The organism is Mycobacterium sp. PTI7, assembly GCF_056679845.1.
In genome coordinates this window covers 4,400,439-4,425,216 of the sequence record NZ_CM155252.1, presented here as the reverse complement: position 1 = coordinate 4,425,216, position 24,778 = coordinate 4,400,439, and the positions used below count along the sequence as shown (strand labels likewise).

Below are 24,778 nucleotides of genomic sequence, written 5' to 3'. Positions count from 1 at the left end.
GAACTGGCGCGCGGCGGCACCGCTGCCGAGTCACATCCGTCACATAATTCACTCCAAAAACATCCGACTTTTGCACGGCGCGTCGTTTGGTGTTAGCCACGTCACAGGTGTCTAATGATCGTGCGGGGGTCGTACGGCTAGTGTGACCCCACGGTGCAGCCAGAACGACCCAGGAGTGAACACCGTGTCGAACCATCCACTCAGCCGCTCGTTGATGTCGCGTATTGCCTGGTCATACTTCCGGCACCCGGTGAAGAGCCGCGAGTTCCCGGCCAAGCAGGAACGTCTCATCACCAACGCCGAACTCCTCAGGTACGGCTACTGAGCGACTTCCGACGGTCGAGCCAGTGGCCGTCAGTTGTTTGCTTAGCTCGTATATCTACCTGCGCGTCAGTAACGCGCCCGGTCGTGCGGCGCCGGTCTCGGCGTCGAAGAAGTAGGTGCGCTCCGGGGTGAGCATGACGCCGACCCTGGTGCCCGGGTCGAAATCGGTACCCGCCGGAGCCTGCGCGACCACCTTCGTCTCACCGACCAACACGGTCACCAGCACGTGGCTGCCCAGCGGTTCGACGACGTCGACCCTGGCGGGCACGCCGCCCTCGACCTCGCCGGCGCTCAGCCGCAGGTGCTCGGGGCGGATGCCGACCGTCACCGGTCCGTCGGGCTCGGTCACCGTCGTGACCCGCGCACCGCCGACGTGCAGATCGCCGTCGCGGACCACCCCGGTCATCAGGTTCATCGGCGGACTGCCCATGAACGCCGCGACGAAGGTGTTCGCCGGCCGGTTGTAGATGTCGTCGGTCGTGCCGATCTGCTGCACCTCGCCGTTCGACATCACGCACAGCCGGTCGCCGAGGGTCATCGCCTCGACCTGGTCGTGGGTGACGTAGATGGACGTGACCGGCAGCTCCCGGTGCAGGCGCTTGAGGTCGCCGCGGACCTGGTTGCGCAGCTTGGCGTCGAGGTTCGACAGCGGTTCGTCGAGCAGGAACGCCTGCGGCTTGCGCACCAGCGCCCGGCCCATCGCCACGCGCTGGCGCTGACCGCCGGAGAGTTGACCGGGCTTGCGGTCGAGCAGTTCGGTGATCTCCAGCAGCGCGGCGGTGTCGCGGACCCGCTGCTCGATCTCCGCCCGCGGGGTCTTGCGCTGCCGCAGGCCGTACGCCAGGTTCCGGTGCACCGTCATGTGCGGGTACAGCGCGTAGTTCTGGAACACCATCGCGATGTCGCGGGCGCCGGGCGTCAGGTCGTTGACCGTCTCGCCGCCGATGCGGATCTCGCCGGTGGTCGGCTTGTCCAGCCCGGCGAGCAGACGCAGCGCCGTGCTCTTGCCGCACCCCGATGGGCCGACCAGGATCAGGAACTCGCCGTCGGCCACGGTGAGGTCCAGGCCCTTCAGGGCCACGGTGCCCCCCGGGTAGTGACGGGTGACGCCTCGAAACTCGACTTCTGCCAACGTCCTACCCTCTCAACCCTTGATGCCGGTACTGGCGACCGACTGCACGAAGTACCGCTGCGCCCCGATGAACACCAGCAGCATCGGCAGCAGGCTCATCACGTTGGCCGCCATCAGCAGCGGCCACTTCACGTGGTGGGCGCCCTGGAAATAGCTCAGCCCCAACGGGATCGTCATCTGGTCCTGCGACGTGATCACGATCAGCGGCCACAGGAAGTCGTTCCACGAGGTGAGCACCGTCAGCGCGGCCAGCGTCGACAACGCGGGCAGCGACAGCGGCAACACCATCTTGAACAGCACGCCGAGGCGCGAGGTGCCGTCGACGCGCGCGGCCTCCTCGAGTTCGACGGGCACCGTCAAGAAGAACTGGCGCAGGAAGAAGATCCCGAACGCGGTCGCCAGGTTCGGCAGCATCAACGCGCCGACGTGGTCGATGCCGAGCCCCGCCCACACGTTGTCGCCGAACCACTTCACGATCAGGAACACCGGGATCATCGTCACCTGGAACGGCACCATCAACGTCGCCATCAACGTCACGAACAGCGCGCCGCGCCCCAGGAAGCGGATGCGGGCGAAGGCGTAGCCGGCCAGGCTGCACACGACGAGGTTGCTCGCCAGCACCACCAGCGTGACGAGCGCGCTGTTGAGGAAGAAGTGGCCGAACGGCGCGGCCGCCCATGCCTCCGCGTAGTTCTCGAACCGCGGCGACTCCGGAATGAGCACGGGCGGAAAGCGGTTGGTCTCGGCCTCGGTCGACAGCGACGTGATCAGCATCCACAGCAGCGGGACGATCAGCAGGAACGAGGTCGGGATCAGCACCAGGTGCCACGGGCTGAACGGCAGCCGCCACGTCCGCCGCCGCCGAGGCGAGGGTGGGGGCGGCCCCGGGTCGGTCGCGGGTACGTCGGCGGTCAGCCGCTGCGTCGTCACGAGTAGTGCACGAATCGTCGGGCGACGCGGAACTGCACCGCCGTGATGATCAGGATGACCACGAACAGCGCGTAGGCCATGGCGGCGGCATAGCCGGCGTCGAAGTGCACGAAGGCGCGATCCCACAGGTAGTAGACGATCACCGTCGTCGCCCGCAGTGGCCCGCCGCGGGTGGTGGCGTACACCTCGTCGAACAGTTGCAGCGCATTGATGGTCAGCCAGACCAGCAGGAACAGGTTCGCCGGGCCGAGCAGCGGCACGGTGATGGTGCGGAAGCGGGTGAACGCGCTCGCCCCGTCGATCGCGGCGGCCTCGTGCAACTCCGCGGGAACGCCCTGCAGCGCAGCGAGATACACGATCACCGAGAAGCCGGTCCAGCCCCAGATCGTCATCGCCACGATGACGAACAGCGCCTGCGACGGGGACGCGAGGAAGCCCTGCGACGGTATCCCGACCGCGTTGAGCGCCGCGTTGACCAGCCCGTAGTCACGGTCGGTGAGCCACAGGAAGATGATGCCCTGCGAGATCGTCGAGACGGCCATCGTGATGTAGGCGGCGGTGCGGTACACCGAGATGAACCGCACCGACCGGTTCATCGCGGCGGCCACCAGCAGGCCGACGATCATCGTGCCCGGCACGAACAGGGCGGTGTAGACGATGGTGTGGCCGATCGACTCGACGAAGGCCGGGTCCTCGGCGAGTTTGCGGTAGTTGTCGAGTCCGACCCAGGGGGTGCGCGGGGTCAGCAGGTCGGACTGCTGGAACGACAGCTGAAACGACATCAGCACCGGCAGGAGACCGAAGACGCCGATCAGCAGCATGGCCGGACTGATCAGCGCCCACCCGTTGGCGGTCTCCGAGCGGCCGACGCGGCGGAGCAGTGAGGGCACCCGGCTACCGTCCGGCCAGGGCGTCGTCCGTCGCCTGCGCCGCGGTGTTCAACGCGTCGGACGGCTGCGCCTTGCCCAGCAGCACCGACATGATCGCCTGCCCCAGCGCCTCGGAGACGTCCGGATATTGCTCGACAGTCGGCCTGACCTTCTTGACGTTCGACAGGTTCTCGACGAACGTCGACGTGCCGGGCAGGGTCTCGTTCAGCTGCGCCAGCACCGCCGGGTCCTGACCGATCGAGGTGCGGGTCGGCAGATCGCCGGTGCCGAGCGAGAACGCCTTCACCTGCTCGGGTGCGGTCAACCACTTCACGAAGTCGACCGACGCCTTCTTCTTGGCGTCCCCGTTGTCGAACACCACCCAGTTGTCCGGACCCGAGATCGTCTGGTGGCCGCCGTCGGAGCCGGCGTAGGTGGGCATGACCTGGACGCCGTAGGGCACGTCGGTGAGCGAGCTGAGATCCCACGGGCCGGTGATCAGCATCGCCACCTTGCCGCTGTTCATGAGCTTGGGACCGTTCTCGTTGGTGGTGTCGAGGTACAGCGACTTGTCGGTGACGGCCATCTGCTGCAGCGTGGTGAGCGCCTTGACCCCGGCCTCGGAGTTGAACGCGGCCTTCGTGTCGTCGGAGTTCAGGATGTCGCCGCCGGCCTCCCACAGCATGGGCAGGTAGTGCCACACGGTGTCCTCGCTGGCGTCGGCGGGGATCAGCCAGCCGTACTGGCCCTTGGTCGGGTCGGTCAGCTTCGCGGCGGCGGCGCGGAAGTCGTCCCACGTCCAATTCGGCGACGGCGGAGCCACTCCCGCGTCGGCGAAGAGCTTCTCGTTGTAGACGATCGCGAGGTTGTCCACCAGGGCAGGCACCCCGACCACCTTGCCGTCGACCGTCGCGGCGTCGCGTTCGGCCTGATAGAAGTCGTCCCACTTCCAGTCGGGCTGGGACACCTCGTCGGCCATGTCGACGACGGCGGGGATCTTGGCGATGTTCGGCGACCACGAGCCGAACATGTAGGCCACGTCGGGTGCGCTGCCGCCGCGGACGGCCGTCAGCACCTTCTGCAGCACCAGGTCGTTCTTGGAGTACAGCTCGGACACCTTCACGTCCGGGTGCTCCCGGTTGTACTGGTCGACGAGGCCCTTGAAGACGTCGCCCTCGGTGTCCTGGTAGCCGTGCCACACCGCGATCTCGGTGGGGCCGGACGACGACGAGTCGCCGCCGCCACCGCACGCGGCCAGCACGAGGGCGAGGACGGCGGCCAATGCGATGCAGAGTCGTTGACGGATCACGTGTGAACTCTCCTTGGGTGGGCGGCGCTGCGGACGGGGATCAGGACGGGGCGAGCGAGGTGCGGAGCGCCTCGGGCAGGAGGTCGCCGTGCGCGGCGGTGAGGTCGTCGCACAGCTGCCAGATCTGGTCGACGGTGAGGCTGGCCGCCGTGTTCGGATCGACCATCGCCGCGGCCCGCACCAGCCGCGGGTCGCCGTCGACGGCCGCGCGCACCGCGAGTTCGACGGGACCGAGGAAGTTGCGGTTGAGCGCCGCGCACTGCGGTGGCAGGTCACCCACCCGGATCGGGTGGGCGCCGAGCGCGTCGAGCACGGTGGGCACCTCGACGGCGAGGCTGGCGGGCAGGTTGGTGATCAGGCCGTCGTTGGCCACGTTGGCGGAGATCACCCGCGTGGTCCCGGTCTCGAGGGAATGGATGACCTGCGGGGCGTACTCGGTCGAGCTGGTGTCGATCTCGAGTCCGTCGGTCCCGGCCAGTTGTGCACGCACGCGGGCGTATTCGGCGAGGTTCGCCTCGCTGATGCCGACGTAGGCGCCCACGTCGAGCCGCAGCCGGTCCACCTCGCCGGGATGGCGCAGGTACCACGGCACGTACTCGCTGGAGTGCTCGCTGGTCTCGGTGGGGTAGTAGCCGAGCCGCCGGTACATGTCGACGCGGACGCGGCGCCGCAGTTCCGGGTCGGCGGCGATGCGCTCGTCGAGCAGCGGGTAGAGACTCCGACCGTCGCGTTCCCAGCGCAGCACCCAGGCCTGGTGGTTGACCCCCGCCGACCAGTACGAGACCTCGTCGAACGGCACGTCGATCAGTTCGCACAGGCCGACCATGGTCCAGTACACCGAGTGGCACAGGCCGAGGACCTTCAGCGTCGGCGCGACCCGATGCAGGTAGGTCACGTTCATCGCCATGGGGTTCGTGTAGTTCAACAGCCATGCGTCGGGACAGATCTCGAGCATGTCGCGGGCGATGCCGGCCAGCACCGGAAAGGTGCGCAACCCGCGGAAGATGCCGCCGATGCCGATGGTGTCGCCGATCGTCTGGTGCACCCCGAACGTCTCGGGGACGTCGAAGTCGCGGACGGTGGCCGCGTGCATGCCGACCTGGATCACGTTGATCACGTAGTCGGCGCCCTCGAGGGCCCGCCTGCGGTCGGCCGCCACGACGATCTCGGAGTCGGCGCCCGCGGCCTGGGCGGTGGCACGTGCGATCGCCTCCGCGGTCTCGAGCCGTTCGGCGTCGATGTCGTGCAGCACGATCCGGACCGAGCGCAGCTCGGGGAAGGACAGGACGTCGCCCAGCAGTTCGCGGGTGAACTCGACGCTGCCCGCGCCGATGATGACGATGCTGGTCATGACTCGCTGCGCTCGAGGACGGCGGGAGTGGGTGCCTCGCCGCGCTTCTCGTCGCTGTAGACCATCAGCGTGGACCCGACCAGCGCCAGCACGATGCCCACGGCGCCGTACGGGGTGGGCAGGGTCTGGTAGGCGATGAGCGACACCACGATGGTGAGGGCGGGCGCCAGCGCGTTGGTGGTCGGCGCGACGATGCTGGCCTTGCCCCGGCTGAACGCCATCACCAGGAACAGTGCGCCCACGGCGTTGAGGATCTGCGTGCCGGCCGTCAACACCGGTGCCTGCCAGGGGAACCCGGTGGGGATGCCGCCCATCGACAGCACCGCGACGGGGATCAGGATGAGCGCACTGATCGCCATCCAGCCGAAGGTGGTGGCCTCGTTGACACCGATGGTCGCGGTCTTGCGCATGAAGTAGGCCTGCACGCCCCAGGCGATGCAGATGCCGATCGCCAGCGGCAGCCACGGACCGGTCGAGACGTCGTCGGCGGCACTGGTCACGCTGAACAGCACGATCGCGGCGAGCGCGGCCACCAGGCCGACCGCGGCGAGCGGCGTGACGCGCTCCCGCAGCAGCACCATCGCCATGATCACGGTGATGGCGGGGGAGATGGAGACGATCGGGAAGATCAGGTAGGCCGGCCCCATGGTGAGCGCCTGGAACAGCAGCAGCTGGCCGCCGGCGCCGGTCAGACCGATGAGCAGGCCGTAGACGGTCGCGGCGCGCCGCCGGTCGAACGTCGCGCCGCGGAGCGCGACGGCCGCCGGGATGATCATGGTCAGCGCCCAGATGCAGTAGATCATCTCGTCGGGGTAGCCGTACCGGGTGGCGGGCAGCGCGGAGAAGGCGCCCCACACGCCCCAGAACAGGATGAGCAGTGCGGCGTAGAAGATCCAGCTGCGGGTGCGCGGGGGTGCAGACGTGTCAGTCATCGGTGTTCGCCTCGTCGGTGGGTGTGTGGGTAGTGGAAAGACGTTGGAGTGCATCGGCAGTCAGGGGGTGGCCGGCCTGCTTGGCGGCGTAGACGGCGGCGCCGAGCGCGGGGTCGAGCACGGGGAGCCGGAGGTCGTACTTGGCGGGCAGGTCCGCCAGTGCGGCGCGGAACGCGTCGAGATAGCCGTCGTCGGTGAACATCCCGCCGGAGTAGGACACCGGCACGACGTCCTGATCGCCGAAGCCGACGAGGATGCGGGTGGTCTCGATCAGGGTCGCCAGTTCACCGACCGCCTCGGCGAGGATGGTCCGGGACTCCGCATCGCCCTGTCGTGCAGCGGCGCACACCGTGGTCGCGAGCGCGGCGATCTTGCCGCGGTTGCCGCTCCACGCCTCGATGACGAGGCCGACGGCGTCGAGATCATGGGAGATGCCCAACCGTTCGGCGAGCAGGCCGTGCAGCGGACCCCGCGGGAGCCGCCCGTCGCTCATCCGGCTGAACGCGTTGAGACCGCGGGCGGCGATCCAGTAGGCCGAACCCTCGTCGCCGAACAGTTCACCCCAGCCGCCGACCCGGTGTCCGACGCCGAGCCGCTCGCCATAGGTCATGGATCCGGTGCCGCTGATGACGTTGATGCCGTCCTCGCCGGCCAGCGATCCCGCCCAGCCGCACACCATGTCGTTGTCGCAGCCGTACCGGTCGTGGCCGAGAACGCGTCCCGGCATCGCGTCGAGTTCGGCCACGTCCCCGCTCGCCTCGCCGTAGCCGGGCAATCCGAAGAAGGCGCGGTCGATCTCGGTCGCGGCGATGCCCGCCGCCGTGCAGACCTCGGTGACGCCCTGTCGGAGAACGCCTTCCACGATCTCGAAGCTGGTGTTGAAGTAGTACGAACTCGCGCCGGTGGCGCGGGCCAGGACGGCGCCGTCGGAGTCGACGAGCGCGAACGCGGTCTTCGAGCCGCCGCCGTCAACGCCGAGATACCGGGCCACGGTCGATCACCGCCCCTGGGACATCGGGTAGATCGTGACACCCTTGACCACGCGGCTCACCTCGCCGGACGGGAACGGGTTGTCCGGGGTCTTGCCGTATTCCAGCGACGTGAACAACGCGAGGTACTGCGCGAACACCAGGTAGGGCAGGGCCACCGCGGAGTCGTCGAGGCCGGCCAGTCCCGGCAGCACGATGGCGTCGTCGAGCGGCTCGGCGCTGACCACGGTGACGCTGTCCGGGCCGAGCTGGGCGCGGATCTCGGCGACGATGTCCAGGTCGTAGCGGCGGGTGTACTCGTCGGTCGAGACGTAGACGAGGACGAGGGTGTCGGCGTCGAGCACGGACTTGGGGCCGTGCCGGAAGCCCAGCGGCGAGTCGAAGTAGGTGACGACCTCGCCGGCCGTCAACTCCAGCAGCTTCAAAGCGGATTCGCGGGCGAGGCCTTCGAACGCACCGGCACCCAGGTACACGAACCGCTGCTTCTTGGCCCGGGCGAGCGCACGGATCTCGGGCTGCAGTTCGATGACGTGCTGTGCGGCCCCGGCGAGGGCGTCCGCGCCGTCGCGCGTCGCGGGGCCCAGCAGCAGCAGGCACGACAGCATCATCGACGTGAGGCTCGACGTCATCGCGAATCCGGTGTCGTTGGTGCGCTCGGGCATCAGCACCACCAGCGAGTTCGGCCGGTCGGCGTGCGCCCGTGCCAGCCGGCCGTCACCGTCACACGTGAGCACGAGATGCCAGACGTCGTCCACGATCTCGTCGGCGAGTTCGGTCGTGGCCAGACTCTCCGGGCTGTTCCCGGAGCGCCCGAAGGAGACCAGCAGCGTCGGGGTGTGCGGCTCGAGGTGGTCGCGCGGGCTCGCCACGATGCTCGTGGTGGCGATCGCCTCGACCCGGCGACCCAGGTGGCGCCGCAGTGCGGGCGCGACGATCTCGCCCGCGAACGCGGAACTCCCTGCGCCGGTCAGGATCACCCGCAGGTCGGAGCGTGCGGTGACGTCGCGCAGGAAGGTCTCGGCGCGCTCGTCCACACCGCCCGCCACCTCGCGCCAGGCGTCGGGCTGCTGGCCGATCTCGAGGATCGTCGCGCCGCCGTCCTCCTGCGCGGGGACGTCGGTGTCGGCGGACTGGGGTGGGGTCGTCACGTCGTGGCTCCATCGGTGAGGTCGTCGGTACTGGTGTGGCAGGCGCGGGCGTAGGGGCGCAGGGAGTCCCGGACCCGGTCGACGACGAGCGACTCCGGGTCGGCGTCGAGCCGGCCCGAACGGATCCGCTCGTACTGGTCGGGCAGGAACTGGCTGATCAGGGGGAGGGGGATGCCGACCCGTCCGAGATTGCGCAGCAACGTCTTTCGAGCGGCGTCGATCTCGGGGTCGGGCCAGTAGTACCGCAGGCGGTCGCTGTAGCTGTAGCGCCGCGCGGTGCGCTGCGCGAGCGGATCGCCGTGGTAGTAGTCCTGCCAGTAGCCGGGTTCGGCGAGCATCCTTCGCTCGATCACCTCGATCAGGTTCGACCGGGACGGTCGCGGCACCAGTTCGGTCTCGATGCGGGCGAGCGAGAACAGCGCCTCGCGCATCGCGAACGTGCAGCCGGGGCCGACCTTGAGGATCGCCCAGTGGTCCTCGACGAGTTCGCGCAGCTGATCGGCGCGTTGATAGTCCGTGGAGTGCGCCTCGAACACCAGGTGGTCCTCGTCATCGAGGACGTCGCGCAGTTCGGCGGTGGCGCTGCGCTCGTAGTCGAAGACGTTGAGGTGGTCGAACTCCACGCCGGGCTGCACGACGAGGGCGATCACCCGCGGCCACACGTCGTCGAGTCCCGCTGCGGCGAACGCAGTCCGGTGTGCGGCGATCGTCGCCCTGGCCCGGTCGGCGGGCGTCGGGGTGAGCGCGTCGAGCGTCTCGTGGGCCCCGCCCGGTACCGGCACCTCGGTGCCGATGACGTAGGCGGGCCGCTCGACGCCCGAACGCGCGGCGGCGTCCTCGGCGACGCGCAGCAGTCGCGCACTGCGCCCGGCGACCACCTCGTCGGACAGCGTGGCCGGGTCGTCGGCGCACGACATGCTGCAGTCCAGGTGGATCTTGGTGTAGCCGGCCGCCACGTACGCCTCGATCAGGACGTCGGCGTTGGCCATCGCCGCGTCGGCGGGCTGGTTCTGCCACCTGTTGGGTCCGAGGTGGTCGCCGCCGAGGATCACCCGGTCGCGCGGGAAGCCCTCCCCGTCGGCGATGCCGAGCACGAGATCACGGAAGTCGGTGGGCCGCATGCCGGTGTATCCGCCGAACTGGTCGACCTGGTTGGACGTGGCCTCGATCAGCACGTGGCTGCCGTCCGCCGCCGCCTGGACGATGGCGGCGCGGACCACCGTGGGATGTGCCGAGCACACCGAGTAGATGCCGACGGCGGCGCCGGCCTTGTGGCGGGCGATCAACTCGGCCAGCGGATTGTCGGTGCGGGTGGTGGCGGTCATCGGGCGTCTCCCGTCGGGGCCGGGGCGACGAGGCCGCACAGGCGGGAGACGGCATCGCCGATCGACGCGCGTCCCGCGGCGAGGTACCGGCGCGGGTCGGTCGCGGAGGTGTTGACTTGCAACGCATCCCGCACCGCCGCGGTGAAGGCGACGTTGAGCGCGGTGCCGACGTTGAGCTTGCGGACCCCCGCGTCGACGGCCAGGCGGATCTGGTCGTCGGGGACGCCGGAGGAGCCGTGCAGCACCAGCGGCACCGTCACCCGGGTCGCGAGGGCGGCGATCAGGTCGATGTCGAGGCGTGCGTCGCGGGTGGTCATCGCGTGCGAGCTGCCGACCGCGACGGCCAGCGCGTCCACGCCGGTGGCCGCCACGAAGGCCGCCGCCTCGTCCGGGTCGGTGCGGGCGCCGGGCGCGTGGGCGTCGAGGGTCGTGCCGTCCTTGCCGCCGATCTCGCCGAGTTCGGCCTCCACCCACAGGCCGGCGGCGTGCGCGGCGCGGGTCAGCGACGCGGTGCGGGCGACGTTGTCGTCGTACGACAGGTGCGCGGCGTCGACCATGATCGACGTGGCGCCCAGTCCGGCGGCCGTCGCGATGGCCTCGTCGAGGAGGTCGACGTCCTGGAAGTGGTCGAGGTGGATCGCCAGCGGAGCCGTCGACTGCGCGGCGATCTGCGCGCAGGCGGCGAGGAGCGGCGCCACCCTGCCGCCGTGGAACAGCGCGGTGTTCTCGCTGATCTGCAGAACCGCGGACGATCCGGCGCGTTCGACGCCCTCGACGATGCCCTCGGCGTGCTCGATGGTGATCACGTTGAACGCGAGGACCGCCGTGCCCGCCACGGTCGCCGACGAGACGAGGTCGCCCGTCGTGGTCGCCGTCACCGGACGGTCCGCGCTGTGACGCGTGACGTGTGGAACATTCATCGAGCATGAGAAGCTCGCTCACAACGCGCAATGGCAATCGGCGAAACGCTCAGTAAAACTGATTGTCGCTCACCCGAGGAGGACCCGTCGATGTCGATCCGACGCACGGACCGGATGCGGGAGGTGTTGTCGCTGCTGCGCGATCGCGGGGAGGTCGCGTCCCACGTGCTGTGCGACGAACTCGGGGTGTCGGCGGCGACGCTGCGCCGCGATCTGAGCGATCTGGAGGAGCAGGGACTGCTGCAGCGCACGCACGGCGGCGCCCGGGCACTCGATCCGAGCGGCAGCGACATCCCGGTGCGGCTGCGCGACCACCGGATGGTCGCGATCAAGCGGCGGATCGCCCAGCACGCCGCGGCCCTGGTGCCGGCGGGACCGCAGGCCGTGGCACTGACCGGTGGCGTCACCACCGCGGAGGTCGCGCGTTCGCTGAAGGGCCGGCCGAACATGACCATCGTGACGAACTCGCTGACCATCGCCGCCGACTGCGCCGTCGACGCGCACATGAAGGTGATCATGACCGGCGGCCTGGTGCGCGCCAACTCTCTGGAGGCCGTCGGCCCCATGTCGGAGCACGCCTTTCAGGTGATCACCGTCGGCACCGCGATCCTCGGCGCCGACGGGATGTCCGCGGAGGTGGGCGCCACCACCTACGACGAGGCGGAGGCACGCACCGCGATCGCCATGGCCGCCAACGCCCAACGCGTCGTCGTGGCCGTCGACGGCTCCAAGATAGGCAAGGTCACGCTGGCGAAGATGACGGCGCTGGACCGTCTCGACCACCTGGTGACCGACTCGACCGCGGACCCACGGCAGCTGGAGCGCATCGCGGAGCACGGCGTCCGCGTGCACGTCGTCGAGGTCGGCGACGCATAGCTAGTTCGCGGTGATAGGTGGTGGTTCGAACGGTGTGTATCACCACCATTGGGCGCGTTCGCCGTGTGGGCCGGAGCAGGGTGGGACGTCCGGTGGTGCTGTGGTGTGGTGGGCGTGCAGGCCGCGGGTGGCGCCGCAGCCGTCGGTCGATGGTGCGGGTGGTCCGGCCGGCGCCGATGGGCCGGCCATGGCGTTCGAACCAGACTTCGCAGGTGGCGTCGCAGAGCAGGTAGCGGCGTTCGTGCGTTCTGCCCGTCAGCCGAGCAGTGTGTCTCCCCGGCGCGTCAACGAATGATGACGCGCCCAGGTGCACACGTGCTCCGGGCGGGGCCGCTCAACGCGTCGAGGTAGCGCTGAGGCGACGACAGTGTGAGTGACGGTGGCGCTGAGCGCTATCTGGACGGTCGCGGGCTGCGTTCTGCCCGTCAGCCGAGCAGTGTGTCTCCCTGGCGCGTCAACGAATGATGACGCGCCCAGGTGTACACGTGCTCCGGGCGGGGCCGCTCAACGCGTCGAGGTAGCGCTGAGGCGACGAAAGTGTGAGTGACGTTGTCGCTCAGCGCTATCTGGACGGTCGCGGGCTACGTCGGTGAGCAGTGGGCCGAGATGAAGTGCGGCGGCGGGCCACGTCGGCGTCCCGGGCTAGGGCGTGGTGAGCAGTCCCGAGTCGCGGATCGCCTCGGCCAGCGGCTCCAGCACGGCCGGGTCGTAGGGCGGCGGCAGGTAGATGATCGCGAGGTCCAGTCCCTCCGCGCCGAGGGCGACGCAGTCCTCGATCAGCTTGCGGTAGTTGCGATCCTCGCCGAGGCGCACGTGCGCCGACAGCGTGATCTCCTTGGGGTCGCGGCCGATGTCCTTGCACCGCGCGGCCAGCACGTTGCGCTTGTGCGCGAATTCCTCGGGGGTGCCGCCGACGAAGTTCCAGTGGTCGGCGTACTTCGCGGTCAGCGGCAGGGTGCGCTTTTCGCCGCTGCCGCCGATGCAGATCGGCGGGTGCGGCTGCTGCGGGCCCTTCGGCTCGTTGCGAGCGTCTTTGAGCTGGTAGTACTTGCCGTCGAATGTCGTGGTCTCCTGGGTGAGCAGACCGGTCAGCACCTCGCACGCCTCCTCGAAGCGGTCGAAGCGCTCCCTGATGGAGCCGAGTTCGATGCCGTAGGCGCCGGACTCCTCCTCGTTCCAGCCGGCGCCGATGCCCAGTTCGAGGCGGCCGTTGGACACGATGTCGAGCGCGGAGGCCATGTTGGCGAGCACCGCGGGATGGCGGTAGTGGATGCCCGTGACGAGCACGCCGACGCGCAGCCGCTTCGTGGCCTGCGCCAGCGCGGTCAGGGTGATCCAGCCCTCGAGGCACGGCCCCGTGGAGTCGGAGAAGATCGGATAGAAGTGGTCGAACGTCCAGCCGGACTCGAAGACGTCGATCTCGTCGGCGGCCTGCCAGATCGGGAGCATCTCGGCCCAGGTGGTGTTCTGCGGGGAGGTCTTGAACGCGAATCGCACGCACTCGACGTTAGTCCGGAATCCTGGCAGCCGCCGATGAGTTTCCGTCTCCGCCCGGGTCGAAACACCATGATCGACATGACGACGGCATGCAGGCGGACGGCCCGACTCCTCGACGGTGTCCGCGACGACCAGATGGACGCGGCCACTCCGTGCGAGCACCTCTCGCTGCGCGAACTCGTCGCGCACGTGGGGTCCCTCGGCGTCGCGTTCGCCGCGGCAGCGCGCAAGGACCTGGGCGAACTCACCGACACCCCGCCGGCCGATGACGGGTACCTGCTCGACGACGACTGGCGGGATCGCTATCCCGAGAACCTCGCCGGCCTCGCCGTCGCGTGGTCGGATCCCGCCGCATGGCAGGGGATGTCCCGCATCGCGGGTCAGGACCTGCCCGGAGACGTCATCGCCATGATCGCGCTCGGCGAGGTGACCATCCACGGCTGGGACATCGCGGTGGCCACCGGCCAGGACTACGCGGTCGAGGACGCCGACGCCGAGGCGGTCCTCGGGTACGTCATCACCTTCGCCGCGGACGGACCGGTCGACGGGCTGTTCGGGCCGGCGGTCGACGTCGGTCCCGACGCGTCGCCGTTCGAACGGGCGCTGGCCGTCAGTGGGCGCGATCCGCGCTGGAGCGCACACTAGGGGAATGGACCCCATCGACCCCGTCGCAGCGCTGCGCGAGATCGCGTTCTTCAAGGACCGTGCGCGCGAGGAATCCCGCCGCGTGATGGCCTACCGCAACGCGGCCGACGTCATCGAGAAGCTCGACGACGCCGAGCGCGAGAAGCACGGCCGGGCCAACAGCTGGCAGACCCTGCCCGGCGTCGGCCCCAAGACCGCCACGGTGATCGCGCAGGCGTGGGCGGGCCGCGAACCCGACACGCTCGCCGAACTCCGCAAGGCGGCAGGCGATCTCGGCGGCGGTGAGATCCGCGCCGCACTCAGGGGTGACCTGCACCTGCACTCGAACTGGTCGGACGGCGGTGCGCCGATCGAGGAGATGATGGCCACCGCGCAGCGGCTCGGCCACGAGTACTGCGCGCTGACCGATCACTCACCGCGGCTGACCGTCGCCAACGGGCTCTCGCCGGAACGGCTGCGCAGGCAGCTCGACGTGATCGACGAACTGCGCGACCGGTTCGCGCCCATGCGCATCCTCACCGGCATCGAGGTCGACATCCTCGACGACGGCAGCCTCGACCAGGAACCCGAACTGCTCGACCGCCTCGACGTGGTGGTGGCCAGCGTGCACTCCAAGCTCAAGATGGATTCGGCGGCGATGACCCGGCGGATGGTGCGCGCCGTGTCCGAGGGGCACGCCGACGTGCTGGGCCACTGCACCGGCCGGCTCGTCACGGGCGGCCGGGGCACCCGCCCGGAGTCGCAGTTCGACGCGGAGAAGGTCTTCACCGCCTGCCGCGACCACGGCACGGCCGTCGAGATCAACTCCCGGCCCGAGCGTCGCGACCCGCCGACGCGGCTGCTCCGGCAGGCGCTGGACATCGGCTGCACCTTCTCGATCGACACCGACGCCCACGCCCCCGGCCAGCTCGACTTCCTGGGCTACGGCGCGCAGCGGGCCCTCGACAACGACGTGCCGGTCGACCGGATCGTCAACACCTGGCCGGTGGAGCGCCTGCTCGAGTGGACCGGCGCGCGGCCCTAGTTCGGTCGGCGTCAGTCGGGCAGGGTGGGCATTTCCAGGCCGGGGTCGCGGCCCAGCAGCACGCCGCGCATCACCGACGCGTTGCCGAACCGCTGCCGGACCTCGTCGACCGCGCTGTCCAGCGCCGACAGGTCCTGCTGGTGGTCCTCCGGGGACCCGGGGAACGGCAGCTCCAACTGCGCCGCGCCGTCGCGGTCGATGTTCGACACCGCGAACCCGACCAGGGTGAGCCCACGTTCGGCGATCAGCGGCTTGGCCCCGGCGATCAGGGTCCGCGCCGCCGCGAGGACCACGTCGGTGGCCGCTGTCGCCCGCGGCATCGTGTGCGAGCGGGTGACGCGGCCGAAGTCGTCGAAGCGCAGCCGCAGCACCACGGTGCGTCCGGTGCGGTCGGCCTTGCGCATCCGCCGGGTGATCTTGTCGACCAGGTTGACGACGACGGCGTCGATCTCGCTGTCCGACATGCTGTTTCCCGCGCGGCCGAGCGCGCGCTGCGCACCCACCGAGCGTCGCCGGACACCGGTGACCACGCGCCGCCGGTCCACGTTGTGCGCGAGCGCGAACAGCTGGCGGCCCATGCCGCCACCCACGATCGACGTCAGTGTCGACTCGGTGAGGCCGGCGACGTCGGACACGGTGTAGACGCCGCAGGCGTTGAGTTTCTCGGCCGTCTTGGCGCCGACGCCCCACAGCCGGCGCACCGGCAGCGGATGCAGGAAGGCCAGCTCGCGGTCCGGCGGCACCAGCAGCAGCCCGTCGGGCTTGGCCTCCTGGCTGGCGACCTTCGCGAGGAACTTGGTGCGCGCGATCCCGACGGTGATGGGGAGCCCGACGTCGACGCGCACCCGCTCCCGCAGCCGTGCGGCGATCTGCACCGGGGTGCCCGACACCCGGGCGAGCCCACCGACCTCGAGGAACGCCTCGTCGACCGACAGCGGTTCGACCAGGGGACTGGTGTCGTGGAACACCTCGAACACCGCGGCGCTGGCGTCGGAGTAGGCCGCCATCCGCGGCGGGACCACCACGGCCTGCGGGCAGAGCTGCTTCGCCTGCCTGCCGCCCATCGCGGTCTTGACGCCGAAGGCCTTCGCCTCGTAGCTGGCGGCGAGGACCACGCCGCCGCCGACGATCACCGGCCGCCCGCGCAGCGAGGGGTCGTCGCGCTGTTCGACCGAGGCGTAGAAGGAGTCCAGGTCGGCATGCAGGATCGTGGCCGCACCCACCCGCTGCTCTGGCCCTTCGGACACGAACACATGTTCGCATCTCGGGCCGACGGGCCTACTGGGAGTCGCCGTAGATGCTGGTCAGCCAGATGTGCGCGAGCGTCTCGACGATGCGGTCCTGCGTGACCGCGCCCTCCTCGGCGACCAGGGTGGCCGTCATGGCGCGTTCGTTCATCAGGTTCAGCGACGTCGCGAGGTCGTGCGACGGGATCGTGTCGGGAGCGGCGCCGCGGGCCCGTTCGGCGTCGATCAGTGCGGCCGTCTGGGTGATCCACTTCTGCATGAAGGCCGACCACACCGCCCGCACGTCGGGGCTGCCCGCTATTGCCTCGGTGCCGGCCTTCGCGACGACGCTGTGGGAGCCGAACGCGGTGAAGAAGGTGCGGATGCCCTCGCGGAAGGCGCGCCGGGGATCGCCCGGCAGGTTGTCCATCGCGCCGTCGAACCCCGTGTCCGCCTGGGCGATGAGTGGCTGCAGCAGCGCCAGCAGCACCGCGTCCTTCGAGGCGAAGTAGAAGTAGAACGTCGGGCGGGACAGGCCGGCGCCCTTGGCCAGGTCGTCGACGGAGATGTCGGCGAACGCCTTGTCCGTCAGCAGCCGTTCCGCGGTGGCGAGGATCGCGGCTTCGCGATCGTCGCCGGAGGGTCGCGTCGAACGCCGACTGCGCCCGGATCGGCTGGCACTGGTGGTCGTCACGGGCTCGACTTTACTGCATGTCGAATTTTTCAACACACTGTTGACCAATTCAACATGGCGTTGATAGCGTGTCGGCATGACCGAACACCTCGACGTGATCATCGTTGGCGCAGGCATCTCCGGCGTCAGTGCCGCATGGCACCTGCAGGACCGCTGCCCGTCCAAGAGCTACGCCATCCTGGAACGCCGTGAGGGCATGGGTGGAACCTGGGACCTCTTCAAGTACCCAGGTATCCGCTCAGACTCCGACATGTTCACCCTGGGCTTCCGGTTCAAGCCGTGGAAGTCGGCCAAGTCCATCGCCGAGGGTTCCGACATCCTGACGTACATCAAGGAAGCCGCGGCCGAGAACGGCATCGACGAGAACGTCCGCTTCAACCATCGCGTCGTCGCGGCCGACTGGTCGGACGCCGACAACAAGTGGACCGTCACCGTGGAGCGCGGCGACGAGACGGTGCAGCTCACCAGCTCGTTCCTGTTCGCCACCACCGGCTACTACAACTACGACGAGGGCTACTCGCCCACGTTCCCCGGCTCCGAGGACTTCGCGGGCACCATCGTGCACCCGCAGCACTGGCCCGAGGACCTGGACTACGCCGGCAAGAAGATCGTCGTGATCGGCAGTGGCGCAACGGCCATCACGCTGATCCCCGCGCTGGTCAACAAGGGCGCCGGCCACGTCACCATGCTGCAGCGCTCGCCGTCGTACGTCGGCTCGCTGCCCGACGTCGACCCGATCGCGGTGCAGGCCAACAAGTACCTGCCCGAGGACGTCGCGCACGTGATCAACCGCTGGAAGGCGATCGTCTTCAGCACCGCGCAGTACCAGCTCGCGCGGAGGTTCCCGCAGTACATGCGCAAGACGCTGCTGACCATGGCCAAGCGCCGGCTGCCCGAGGGCTACGACGTCGAGAAGCACTTCGGCCCGAGCTACAACCCGTGGGACCAGCGCCTGTGCCTCGCCCCCAACGGCGACCTCTTCAAGACCATCCGCAGGGGCAACGCCGACGTCGTCACCGACACGATCGACACCTTCGTGCCCGAGGGCATCAAGCTCAACTCCGGTGAGACGATCAAGGCCGACATCATCGTCACCGCAACGGGTCTCAACATGCAGCTGCTCGGTGGCCTCACGCCGACGCTCAACGGCGAGCCCATCGACCTGCCGTCGCTGATGACCTACAAGGGTCTGATGTTCTCCGGCATCCCGAACTTCGCGATCACGTTCGGATACACGAACGCGTCGTGGACGCTGAAGGCCGACCTGGTGTCGGAGTTCGTCTGCCGCGTGCTGAACTACATGGACGACAACGGTTTCGACACCGTCGTCCCGCAGCACCCCGGCAACGGCATCGACGAGCTGCCGTTCATGGACTTCGCGCCCGGCTACTTCCTGCGGGCGATCGACCAGCTGCCGAAGTCCGGCAGCAAGGCGCCGTGGCGGCTCAAGCAGAACTACTTCCTCGACCTGCGGCTCATCCGCCAGGGCAAGGTCGACGAGGAGTCGCTGCACTTCACGAAGCACCGCGCGCCGGTGTCTGCTTGACCTGACCCTGGGATACCCATCCCGCGAACAGACGCGAACTCCCCTGAATCCTTGCGGTTCAGGGGAGTTCGCGTCTTCTCGGCGTTGGCAGGTCAGGCGGGGACGACGACGATGCCGTCCTCGTCGCAGTAGGCGACCTCGCCCGGCACGAAGGTGGCGCCGCCGAAGGTGACCTCGACGTCGCGCTCGCCGGCACCGGTCTTGCCGCCCTTGCGGGGGTTGGTGCCGAGCGCCTTGATGCCGACGTCGATGGTGCGCAGCGTCGAGGCATCTCGCACCGCGCCGTGCACGATCAGGCCGGCCCAGCCGCTGTCCTTCGCGATGCCGGCGATGACGTCGCCCACCAGCGCGGTGTGCAGCGATCCGTCACCGTCGATGACCAGCACGCGGCCCTCGCCCGGCTCCGACAGCACGGACTTCAGCAGGGCGTTGTCCTGGAAGCACTTCACCGTGGTGATGGGCCCGGCGAAGTCCGTCACGCCGCCGAAGTTCCGCAGCTGCAGATCGCAACTGCGCACATCGGGATAGATGTCGTCGACGAGATCGGCCGTGGCGCGGGGTTCGATGGTCACCCGACGATGCTAGCGATCCTCAGTCGTCGGAATTCCGGCGTGCCAGCAGCACGACGATGATCGCGAGGACGCCCGCGACGACGGCGGCCAGCACCGGCAGGCGCGAGGTCTCCGGGCCCGGCGCGACCGGCGGAGGGATCGGCGGTGCCTGGGCGACGGTCGACTTCGCCTGGGCGGCGGTCTCGGCGGCGCCGCTCAGATCGACCTCGGGAACCGGGGGAGCCGCGGGCGCGGCAGGTGCAGCCGGTGCGGCGGGGGTGATCTTCGTGGCGGGTGCCTTGACCGCGGGAGCCTTCTTCGCGGGAGCGGCCTTCTTGGCCGGTGCCTTCTTCGCGGGGGCCTTCTTGGCGGGCGCGTCCGCGCCGACGCTCGTGGCCGACGCATTCGCCGCGGGAGCCTTCTTGGCCGGTGCCTTCTTCGCCGGGGCCTTCTTGGCGGGCGGCGACGGAGGCGTCGGCTCGTTCGACGCCTGCCCGGCGGGGCCATCCTGAGAACTTGCCATGCGCCCATCATGCCAGCAGGCCCAGCCCGCTAGCCGGTGACCGCCAGCGCCGCAGCCAGCACGAGCGCGACGGCCATCCCCGCGAGTTCGACCCGCGAACGCGTCAGGGACATGTCGGCGGTGGCCCGGTGGGTGCGTGCGGCGGGCAGCCACCACGTCCGGTTGCGCCAGGCCAGGGCGACGAGGGCCACGGTCAGCACCGCCTTGGCCAGCAGCAGCCGGCCGTACCCGGTGGCCCACAGATCGGCGGGGGAGGCCAGGGCGGCCAGCGCGCCGATCACCCCTCCCACCACCAGGACGATCACGCACACCAGCGACATGCGGGAGAACCTCGGCAGGACGCGGGCCCACCGGCCACGGTGGTGCACCGTCAGCACCAGCGCCGCGAGGGCGCCGCACCACAGCGCCGCGGCGAGGGCGTGGATGGCGACCGCGATCCCGCCGAACGCGTCCTCGGACAGGTGGCCGACGAGTGTCCGGCCGGTGAGGCCGACGGCGGCGGCGCCCGCGGTGACGACGCCCGCCGCGGCCGTGCGGGGACCGACGGCCGCGGCCACGCCCACCACGACGGCCGCCGCCGCGCACACCAGCCCCGCGCGGCCCGCCGCGGTGGCCACCGCGAACTCGTAGGTGGTCTGCGCGCCGATCCGCAGCACCGAGACGCCGGCGGCGTCGGCGGCCGCCAGCGGCAACCGGACGAACTCGACGACCGCCCACACCGCCGCCGCCGCGATCAGCGGCACCGCGGCGTGGCCGGCCAGTTCACGCCGGTACCGCTCGACGTCGAGCCACGGCACCACCGCGAGCCCCAGCGTCACCACGGCGACGCAGTCGGCCACCGCGCGAACCGCGCTGTCCCCCAACGGGTTCCGCGGGTACGCGAGCACCCATGCCAGCAGCGCTGCCGCCACGACCACCAGGGCGCCGCCGATCAGCGTCCGCGACCGCGTCACGGCCGCCGCCGCACCGCCCACACCGCGCCGCCACCGATCACGGCCGCGGCGATGAGGACGAACGGCCACGCCGACAGGCCGGGCCCGACGGTGTCGCCGTCGGCGGCGGACGACGCGACGGGGGGCCCGGGGGTCCCCGTCCCCGCGACGTCCAGGTCGAACGTCCAGTTGCCCGACACCGGATGACCGTCGGCGGACGTGACGCGGTAGTTCACGGTGTACGTGCCCACGGGCCCGAGCGGCCGCATCTCGACCGAGATCTCCGGGCCTGCCACCGTCGCCGCCCCCGCCGACCACAGGTTGCCGTCCGGTCCGACGACGTTCATGGCGGCGAAGCTGGTCTGCAGGGCCTCGTTGAACGTCGCCGTCACCCGAGCCGGCCCGGCGTCGAGGACCGCGTTCGGCGCAGGGGCGGCGTCGATGCGGGCGGCGTGCGCGGACGCGGGACCCGCACCGATCAGGGCCAGCGCCGCCATCATGGCCGTGACGAGGATCAGCCCGGCGCAGCGGCGCATCACGCGGACCTCCTGCGGACCAGGGCGACCACCACGGCCACCGCAGCCAGCACCAGCGCGCCGCCGGCCAGCCAGCGCGCGGTGTCGTCGGGACGGGCGAGCGATGCGGGCGCAGCCGTCGCGGGTTCGGCCGCACCGGGTTCCGCCGAGGCCGTCGGCGCCGCCGACCCGTGCTCGTGGCCGCCCGCCGCCGTACCCGTCAGTTCCAGCACGGGGGCCGGGTATTCGGGCTCGCCGCCGCCGGGCAACGGCGCCTGATCCCACCGCACCACCCGGCCGTCGGAGTAGGTCTGCGTGGCGGGCAGGCTGACCGACTCCTCGTCGGGCAGCGCCACCGAGACGCGGAACAGCGCGAACTGTTCGGCCGAGATGCCGACCGACGGAGCGGCGGTCCACGTCACCGATCGCACGGTTCCGGCCGCGGCGTCCCGGTCGAGGCTGGCGGTCCAGCCGGGCATCACCTCGGTGCGTGCCGATGCGACGTCGGGCAGGGCGACGCTGAACTTCGTCGTCAGCGTGCCGTTCTCGGATTCGCCGGGAACCCGGAACGTCAGCACGGAGGTGCTGCCGGGTGCGGCACCGTCGCCGTCGACGTGCACGTGCGCGGCGGCGGTGCCCGCGCCGACGGTGAGGGAGATGGAGAGGACGGCGCCCGCGGTGGCGGTCGCCAGGAGGGCGCGCGAGGACGCCCGGGATGTGGAGTGCATGAAGTCGTGCCTTCTGGGTCGTCGAGGAGGAGGGGTCAGCGGACGGCGCGGACCGGGGGACCTCGGTAGGACGACGACGCGGCGAGCAGCAGCGTGGAGCGCATCGGGTGGGAGCACCGGCGGAGCACCGGCGCCACGCTCGGCGGAACGGGAGATGTCGGGATGGGAGCCGTGGCGCGCACCGCGCGCGAGACCGCACGGACCAGGATCTCGCCGACGGCGATGAACGCGGCGATCGCGACCACGGCGCAGGCGTGGGCGGCGAGCATCACGGTGGACGACGGGGATCCGGCCACGCCGTGGTGGTGGCCGGCGGCGCCGAGCAGCACGTGCCCGATCGACTGGCCCGCGGCGAGCGCGGTGATCAGGACGACGACGCGGTCACCGTGCCGGAGCAGCGCGGTGACGCCGCCGATCGTCAGGCCCAGCAGCGCGAGTTGGACCGCCCCGACGCCCGAGGGCAGGCCGCCGCCGGCCGCGGCGTGCGCGGCGACGGTGAGGGTGGCCGTCGCGATCCCGACCGCCGACCCGCGCAGGAGCGCCGTCGCCGGGACCGGGCGGGTGGGCACGGGCCCGGTCAGACCAGACCGAGTCGCGCCAGGAGATCGGCGTCGATGCCGTCCAACTGGTCGGCGATGGCGGCGTGTGCGGCACGCCTCCGGCTGACCGGCATGTTCTCGGCAGCGGCGATCGCGGCCGCGAGATCGGTGAGCCGGTCGGTGATGGCCGCGACGAACTGCTTGGTTTCGGCGTCCTTGGGCTTCTTGTCCGACACCTTGCGCAGGGACTGCTCGGCGCCGGCGATCCGCGCCGACAGAGCGCCACCGACGCCGGAGAACTGCCCGACCTGGCTCAGCGGGATGCCCAGCTGATCCGCGCGGCGCTGGTCGAGCACGCCGCGCGCGGCGATCGCGCCCCGGTAGACGACGGGCACCAGCACCGGCGCCAGCATGCGCGCGACCGTGAGGATCCGGCGGATCTTGCTCGGCGACAGCAACTTACCCTCGCGGACGGCCTTCAGTTGCGCCTCGGCAACCTTGAGCGCCGTCTGGTCGCTGGCGCGCCAGGCCTTCAGCTCGGCCTTGATCGCGGCGTTCTGCCGCTTGTTCTGAGCCTTGATGCGACGCGTCTCGTTCTTGGCCTCGAGCTTGGCCTCCAGCTTCGCCTTGGCCTTGATCGCGCGGGCCTCGGCCCGGCGGATGGCACGACTCTTTCGCCGCTTGAACAGGGCCATCCCGGTCGCCTCCCGGTCACGTGTCCGACATTCCGTGCGCATGGATGCGCGAGTGGGCCCAACACTATCGTCGGCGGCGACGGGTGTCGGCCTCGCCCCGCTCGCCGATGCCCGTTCCGCGCACCAGCAAACGGGCTCGGAAGATTGTGAGACAATCGGTGGGTCTAGCACTCGCCAGCCGGCGGCCCGAGAGAGGTGGTGTCGACGTGTCCTCACGAACCCGTATCGCCGCTGCCGCGTGTCTGGTGGCATCGGGCCTGCTCGTGACGGGTGGGAGTGCCTCGCTGGCGTTCGCCAATCCCGAGACGGGCACGTCCGGCGACGGCCCCTCCGCAGGAACCGGTAGTACCACGGGCAGCGGTACGGCCGCGCCCACCGGTGCGCCCGAAGTGACCGCACCGACGTCCGGCTCGACCGGTACCGCGGGCACGCCGACCAAGCCGACGTCGACGGTCGGCAACGGCCGCACCGGCGTGGAGACCGGCACCACGACGGGGTCGACACCGACCGGCTCGTCGACCGCACCCACGACCGCACCGACCACCAACGCTCCCGTCGAGCCGACGCAGACGCAGACGCCCACGGCCGAGGTGCCCGTCCCCACCGGCGAACCCGCCGTCGAGCCCGACGGCACCGCCGAGGGCGAGGAGACGACCACCACCACCGGGACCTCCGACACCGCAGAGGCCGGCGCGTCCCAGCGCCTGGCGCTCGCGGCTCCCTCGGTGACCGCCGCTGCGCAGATCGACCCGGTGACGGGTCTGCCCATCCTCCTCGATCCGAGCGCCCTCCTCGGTGAGGCGATGCCGGGCACCGGAACCGGCCAGGATCCGCAGCCGGCCGCGTACCCGTGGCCGTTCTCGTGGTGGAACAGCCTGCCGCCGGTCCTGCCGGGGAACACCAACGACAGCGGCGCCACCGCGCAGCCGCCGATCTTCGCCCTGCCGCAGTTGCCGCAGATGCAGTTGCCGCAGATCACGCTTCAGCAGTTCTTCGTGCCGGGAACCCTCATCCCGGACATCCGGGGCTTCACCGACCCGATCTTCGAGGTCGTCACCGGGCTCGCGACCGCAGCGTCGCAGCTGCCCTTCGCATCCGTCACGCTGCCGGTCATCGTGCCGCCCGTCGGTCCCGATGCCGGTGTCGGCGCGGGCAACGGTGGCGGCGGCGGCGGTGGCGGTGCCCAGGCACCCGGCCTGCCCCGGATCACCCCGCCGGCGGCCTCGAAGCCGGAGACCACCCCCGGCGGCGCGAAGCCCGCGGAGCAGCTCCCGGCCAAGGAAACGCCGCAGCAGACCTCGCCTCCCGCGACGGCCACGAGCAACGAGCTGCTGCCGGCGCCGACGTACCGCATGGGCTACGTCGACTACCTGCGGGCGGCCGGCCTCGGCCAGGTCGCAGCCGTCGCCGTCCCCGGCGTCACCGGCATCCTCGTCCTGACCAGCGCGGGCGGACTCATCGGCTACCGGCAGGCGCGAGCTGGCCGAGCAGTGCGAACTGGAGGCCCGGCGCGCTTCATGGGTTGATCGAAATCGACCGCGGAAGCGGGAGTAGACGT

26 protein-coding genes and 1 pseudogene are annotated in these 24,778 nt (G+C 70.4%); 6 read left to right on the top strand and 21 right to left on the bottom strand.

Annotation, left to right across the window (positions count from 1 at the left end; translation table 11 throughout):
• Positions 1-184 precede the first annotated feature (184 nt).
• Positions 185-325 carry a hypothetical protein gene (locus AC1MEY_RS21300; protein WP_480231742.1) on the top strand — a complete coding sequence of 47 codons (141 nt, stop codon included), beginning with the start codon at positions 185-187 and terminating at the stop codon, positions 323-325.
• Between the two features lie 54 nt (positions 326-379).
• Here AC1MEY_RS21300 and AC1MEY_RS21295 read toward each other — a convergent pair whose 3' ends face one another.
• From AC1MEY_RS21295 to AC1MEY_RS21250, 10 genes are read right to left on the bottom strand one after another with little or no spacing between them, the layout of a single operon-like run.
• Positions 380-1,456: an ABC transporter ATP-binding protein gene (locus AC1MEY_RS21295; protein ID WP_480227376.1), complete on the bottom strand. Its 1,077-nt coding sequence runs from the start codon at positions 1,454-1,456 to the stop codon at positions 380-382.
• Between the two features lie 12 nt (positions 1,457-1,468).
• Positions 1,469-2,386 carry a carbohydrate ABC transporter permease gene (locus AC1MEY_RS21290; protein ID WP_480227375.1) on the bottom strand — a complete coding sequence of 306 codons (918 nt, stop codon included), beginning with the start codon at positions 2,384-2,386 and terminating at the stop codon, positions 1,469-1,471.
• Entirely contained in the window at positions 2,383-3,276 is an 894-nt protein-coding gene (locus AC1MEY_RS21285) for a carbohydrate ABC transporter permease (RefSeq protein ID WP_480227374.1), read from the bottom strand. The genes AC1MEY_RS21290 and AC1MEY_RS21285 overlap by 4 nt, the downstream gene beginning before the upstream one ends.
• Before the next feature lie 4 nt (positions 3,277-3,280).
• Entirely contained in the window at positions 3,281-4,564 is a 1,284-nt protein-coding gene (locus AC1MEY_RS21280; RefSeq protein ID WP_480227373.1) for an ABC transporter substrate-binding protein, read from the bottom strand.
• Between the two features lie 40 nt (positions 4,565-4,604).
• Complete coding sequence (melA, locus tag AC1MEY_RS21275) at positions 4,605-5,915, bottom strand: alpha-galactosidase (RefSeq protein ID WP_480227372.1); 1,311 nt, start codon at positions 5,913-5,915, stop codon at positions 4,605-4,607.
• On the bottom strand, positions 5,912-6,847 hold the full coding sequence (locus AC1MEY_RS21270) for a DMT family transporter (protein ID WP_480227371.1): 936 nt from the start codon (positions 6,845-6,847) through the stop codon (positions 5,912-5,914). Before AC1MEY_RS21270 ends, melA begins: the two co-directional genes overlap by 4 nt.
• On the bottom strand, positions 6,840-7,838 hold the full coding sequence (locus tag AC1MEY_RS21265; RefSeq protein WP_480227370.1) for an N-acetylglucosamine kinase: 999 nt from the start codon (positions 7,836-7,838) through the stop codon (positions 6,840-6,842). The genes AC1MEY_RS21270 and AC1MEY_RS21265 overlap by 8 nt, the downstream gene beginning before the upstream one ends.
• Before the next feature lie 6 nt (positions 7,839-7,844).
• Positions 7,845-8,984, bottom strand: a complete 1,140-nt coding sequence (locus tag AC1MEY_RS21260; RefSeq protein WP_480227369.1) for an SIS domain-containing protein — start codon at positions 8,982-8,984, stop codon at positions 7,845-7,847.
• The gene (locus AC1MEY_RS21255) at positions 8,981-10,309 is read right to left on the bottom strand and encodes a D-tagatose-bisphosphate aldolase, class II, non-catalytic subunit (RefSeq protein ID WP_480227368.1); all 1,329 of its coding nucleotides are present in this window, start codon (positions 10,307-10,309) and stop codon (positions 8,981-8,983) included. The genes AC1MEY_RS21260 and AC1MEY_RS21255 overlap by 4 nt, the downstream gene beginning before the upstream one ends.
• Complete coding sequence (locus AC1MEY_RS21250; RefSeq protein WP_480227367.1) at positions 10,306-11,187, bottom strand: class II fructose-bisphosphate aldolase; 882 nt, start codon at positions 11,185-11,187, stop codon at positions 10,306-10,308. Before AC1MEY_RS21250 ends, AC1MEY_RS21255 begins: the two co-directional genes overlap by 4 nt.
• 132 nt (positions 11,188-11,319) lie before the next feature.
• Between AC1MEY_RS21250 and AC1MEY_RS21245 the strand changes: the two genes are divergently transcribed.
• On the top strand, positions 11,320-12,105 hold the full coding sequence (locus tag AC1MEY_RS21245; protein WP_480227366.1) for a DeoR/GlpR family DNA-binding transcription regulator: 786 nt from the start codon (positions 11,320-11,322) through the stop codon (positions 12,103-12,105).
• A gap of 39 nt (positions 12,106-12,144) precedes the next feature.
• Here AC1MEY_RS21245 and AC1MEY_RS21240 read toward each other — a convergent pair.
• Both AC1MEY_RS21240 and AC1MEY_RS21235 read right to left on the bottom strand, forming a co-directional pair.
• A pseudogene (locus AC1MEY_RS21240) lies at positions 12,145-12,346 on the bottom strand (hypothetical protein); the annotation flags it as partial.
• Between the two features lie 401 nt (positions 12,347-12,747).
• Entirely contained in the window at positions 12,748-13,602 is an 855-nt protein-coding gene (locus AC1MEY_RS21235) for an LLM class F420-dependent oxidoreductase (protein WP_480227365.1), read from the bottom strand.
• Between the two features lie 78 nt (positions 13,603-13,680).
• On the opposite strand from AC1MEY_RS21235, the gene AC1MEY_RS21230 reads away from it, so the two are divergent.
• Together AC1MEY_RS21230 and AC1MEY_RS21225 are read left to right on the top strand one after the other, a co-directional pair.
• Positions 13,681-14,247: a TIGR03086 family metal-binding protein gene (locus tag AC1MEY_RS21230; RefSeq protein WP_480227364.1), complete on the top strand. Its 567-nt coding sequence runs from the start codon at positions 13,681-13,683 to the stop codon at positions 14,245-14,247.
• Positions 14,248-14,260: 13 nt separating this feature from the next.
• Positions 14,261-15,271 carry a PHP domain-containing protein gene (locus AC1MEY_RS21225; RefSeq protein WP_480231604.1) on the top strand — a complete coding sequence of 337 codons (1,011 nt, stop codon included), beginning with the start codon at positions 14,261-14,263 and terminating at the stop codon, positions 15,269-15,271.
• A gap of 11 nt (positions 15,272-15,282) precedes the next feature.
• Here AC1MEY_RS21225 and dinB read toward each other — a convergent pair whose 3' ends face one another.
• Together dinB and AC1MEY_RS21215 are read right to left on the bottom strand one after the other, a co-directional pair.
• Entirely contained in the window at positions 15,283-16,524 is a 1,242-nt protein-coding gene (dinB, locus tag AC1MEY_RS21220; RefSeq protein WP_480227363.1) for a DNA polymerase IV, read from the bottom strand.
• Positions 16,525-16,549: 25 nt separating this feature from the next.
• Entirely contained in the window at positions 16,550-17,191 is a 642-nt protein-coding gene (locus AC1MEY_RS21215) for a TetR/AcrR family transcriptional regulator (RefSeq protein WP_480227362.1), read from the bottom strand.
• A 76-nt stretch (positions 17,192-17,267) separates the two neighbouring features.
• On the opposite strand from AC1MEY_RS21215, the gene AC1MEY_RS21210 reads away from it, so the two are divergent.
• Positions 17,268-18,737, top strand: coding sequence for a flavin-containing monooxygenase (locus AC1MEY_RS21210; protein WP_480227361.1), 1,470 nt, complete (start codon positions 17,268-17,270; stop codon positions 18,735-18,737).
• A 92-nt stretch (positions 18,738-18,829) separates the two neighbouring features.
• Here AC1MEY_RS21210 and rraA read toward each other — a convergent pair whose 3' ends face one another.
• The 7 genes from rraA to AC1MEY_RS21175 are packed head-to-tail and all read right to left on the bottom strand — an operon-like array spanning position 18,830 to position 23,220.
• A complete protein-coding gene (gene rraA / locus AC1MEY_RS21205; protein WP_480227360.1) occupies positions 18,830-19,309 on the bottom strand; it encodes a ribonuclease E activity regulator RraA in 480 nt (159 codons plus the stop codon).
• 19 nt (positions 19,310-19,328) lie between these two features.
• The gene (locus tag AC1MEY_RS21200; RefSeq protein WP_480227359.1) at positions 19,329-19,811 is read right to left on the bottom strand and encodes a hypothetical protein; all 483 of its coding nucleotides are present in this window, start codon (positions 19,809-19,811) and stop codon (positions 19,329-19,331) included.
• Between the two features lie 29 nt (positions 19,812-19,840).
• Positions 19,841-20,764 carry a CopD family protein gene (locus tag AC1MEY_RS21195; protein ID WP_480227358.1) on the bottom strand — a complete coding sequence of 308 codons (924 nt, stop codon included), beginning with the start codon at positions 20,762-20,764 and terminating at the stop codon, positions 19,841-19,843.
• Complete coding sequence (locus AC1MEY_RS21190; protein ID WP_480231603.1) at positions 20,761-21,279, bottom strand: copper resistance CopC family protein; 519 nt, start codon at positions 21,277-21,279, stop codon at positions 20,761-20,763. Before AC1MEY_RS21190 ends, AC1MEY_RS21195 begins: the two co-directional genes overlap by 4 nt.
• Positions 21,279-21,986 carry a YcnI family copper-binding membrane protein gene (locus tag AC1MEY_RS21185; protein WP_480227357.1) on the bottom strand — a complete coding sequence of 236 codons (708 nt, stop codon included), beginning with the start codon at positions 21,984-21,986 and terminating at the stop codon, positions 21,279-21,281. The genes AC1MEY_RS21190 and AC1MEY_RS21185 overlap by 1 nt, the downstream gene beginning before the upstream one ends.
• Positions 21,987-22,021: 35 nt before the next feature.
• Positions 22,022-22,555 (bottom strand): hypothetical protein, encoded by a 534-nt coding sequence (locus AC1MEY_RS21180; RefSeq protein WP_480227356.1) that lies wholly within the window; start codon positions 22,553-22,555, stop codon positions 22,022-22,024.
• Positions 22,556-22,563: 8 nt separating this feature from the next.
• Complete coding sequence (locus tag AC1MEY_RS21175; protein WP_480227355.1) at positions 22,564-23,220, bottom strand: DUF6474 family protein; 657 nt, start codon at positions 23,218-23,220, stop codon at positions 22,564-22,566.
• Positions 23,221-23,426: 206 nt separating this feature from the next.
• On the opposite strand from AC1MEY_RS21175, the gene AC1MEY_RS21170 reads away from it, so the two are divergent.
• A complete protein-coding gene (locus AC1MEY_RS21170; protein WP_480227354.1) occupies positions 23,427-24,746 on the top strand; it encodes a hypothetical protein in 1,320 nt (439 codons plus the stop codon).
• The last annotated feature ends 32 nt before the right edge of the window (positions 24,747-24,778 follow it).

What these genes read in the sequence shown, in the direction of transcription:
- AC1MEY_RS21190 (WP_480231603.1), bottom strand. Translation starts at nt 21,279, where the DNA reads ATGCGCCGCTGCGCCGGGCTGATCCTCGTCACGGCCATGATGGCGGCG.
- AC1MEY_RS21200 (WP_480227359.1), bottom strand. Translation starts at nt 19,811, where the DNA reads ATGGCAAGTTCTCAGGATGGCCCCGCCGGGCAGGCGTCGAACGAGCCG.
- AC1MEY_RS21255 (WP_480227368.1), bottom strand. Translation starts at nt 10,309, where the DNA reads ATGACCGCCACCACCCGCACCGACAATCCGCTGGCCGAGTTGATCGCC.
- AC1MEY_RS21230 (WP_480227364.1), top strand. Translation starts at nt 13,681, where the DNA reads ATGACGACGGCATGCAGGCGGACGGCCCGACTCCTCGACGGTGTCCGC.
- AC1MEY_RS21185 (WP_480227357.1), bottom strand. Translation starts at nt 21,986, where the DNA reads ATGCACTCCACATCCCGGGCGTCCTCGCGCGCCCTCCTGGCGACCGCC.
- AC1MEY_RS21270 (WP_480227371.1), bottom strand. Translation starts at nt 6,847, where the DNA reads ATGACTGACACGTCTGCACCCCCGCGCACCCGCAGCTGGATCTTCTAC.
- AC1MEY_RS21210 (WP_480227361.1), top strand. Translation starts at nt 17,268, where the DNA reads ATGACCGAACACCTCGACGTGATCATCGTTGGCGCAGGCATCTCCGGC.
- melA (WP_480227372.1), bottom strand. Translation starts at nt 5,915, where the DNA reads ATGACCAGCATCGTCATCATCGGCGCGGGCAGCGTCGAGTTCACCCGC.
- AC1MEY_RS21175 (WP_480227355.1), bottom strand. Translation starts at nt 23,220, where the DNA reads ATGGCCCTGTTCAAGCGGCGAAAGAGTCGTGCCATCCGCCGGGCCGAG.
- AC1MEY_RS21245 (WP_480227366.1), top strand. Translation starts at nt 11,320, where the DNA reads ATGTCGATCCGACGCACGGACCGGATGCGGGAGGTGTTGTCGCTGCTG.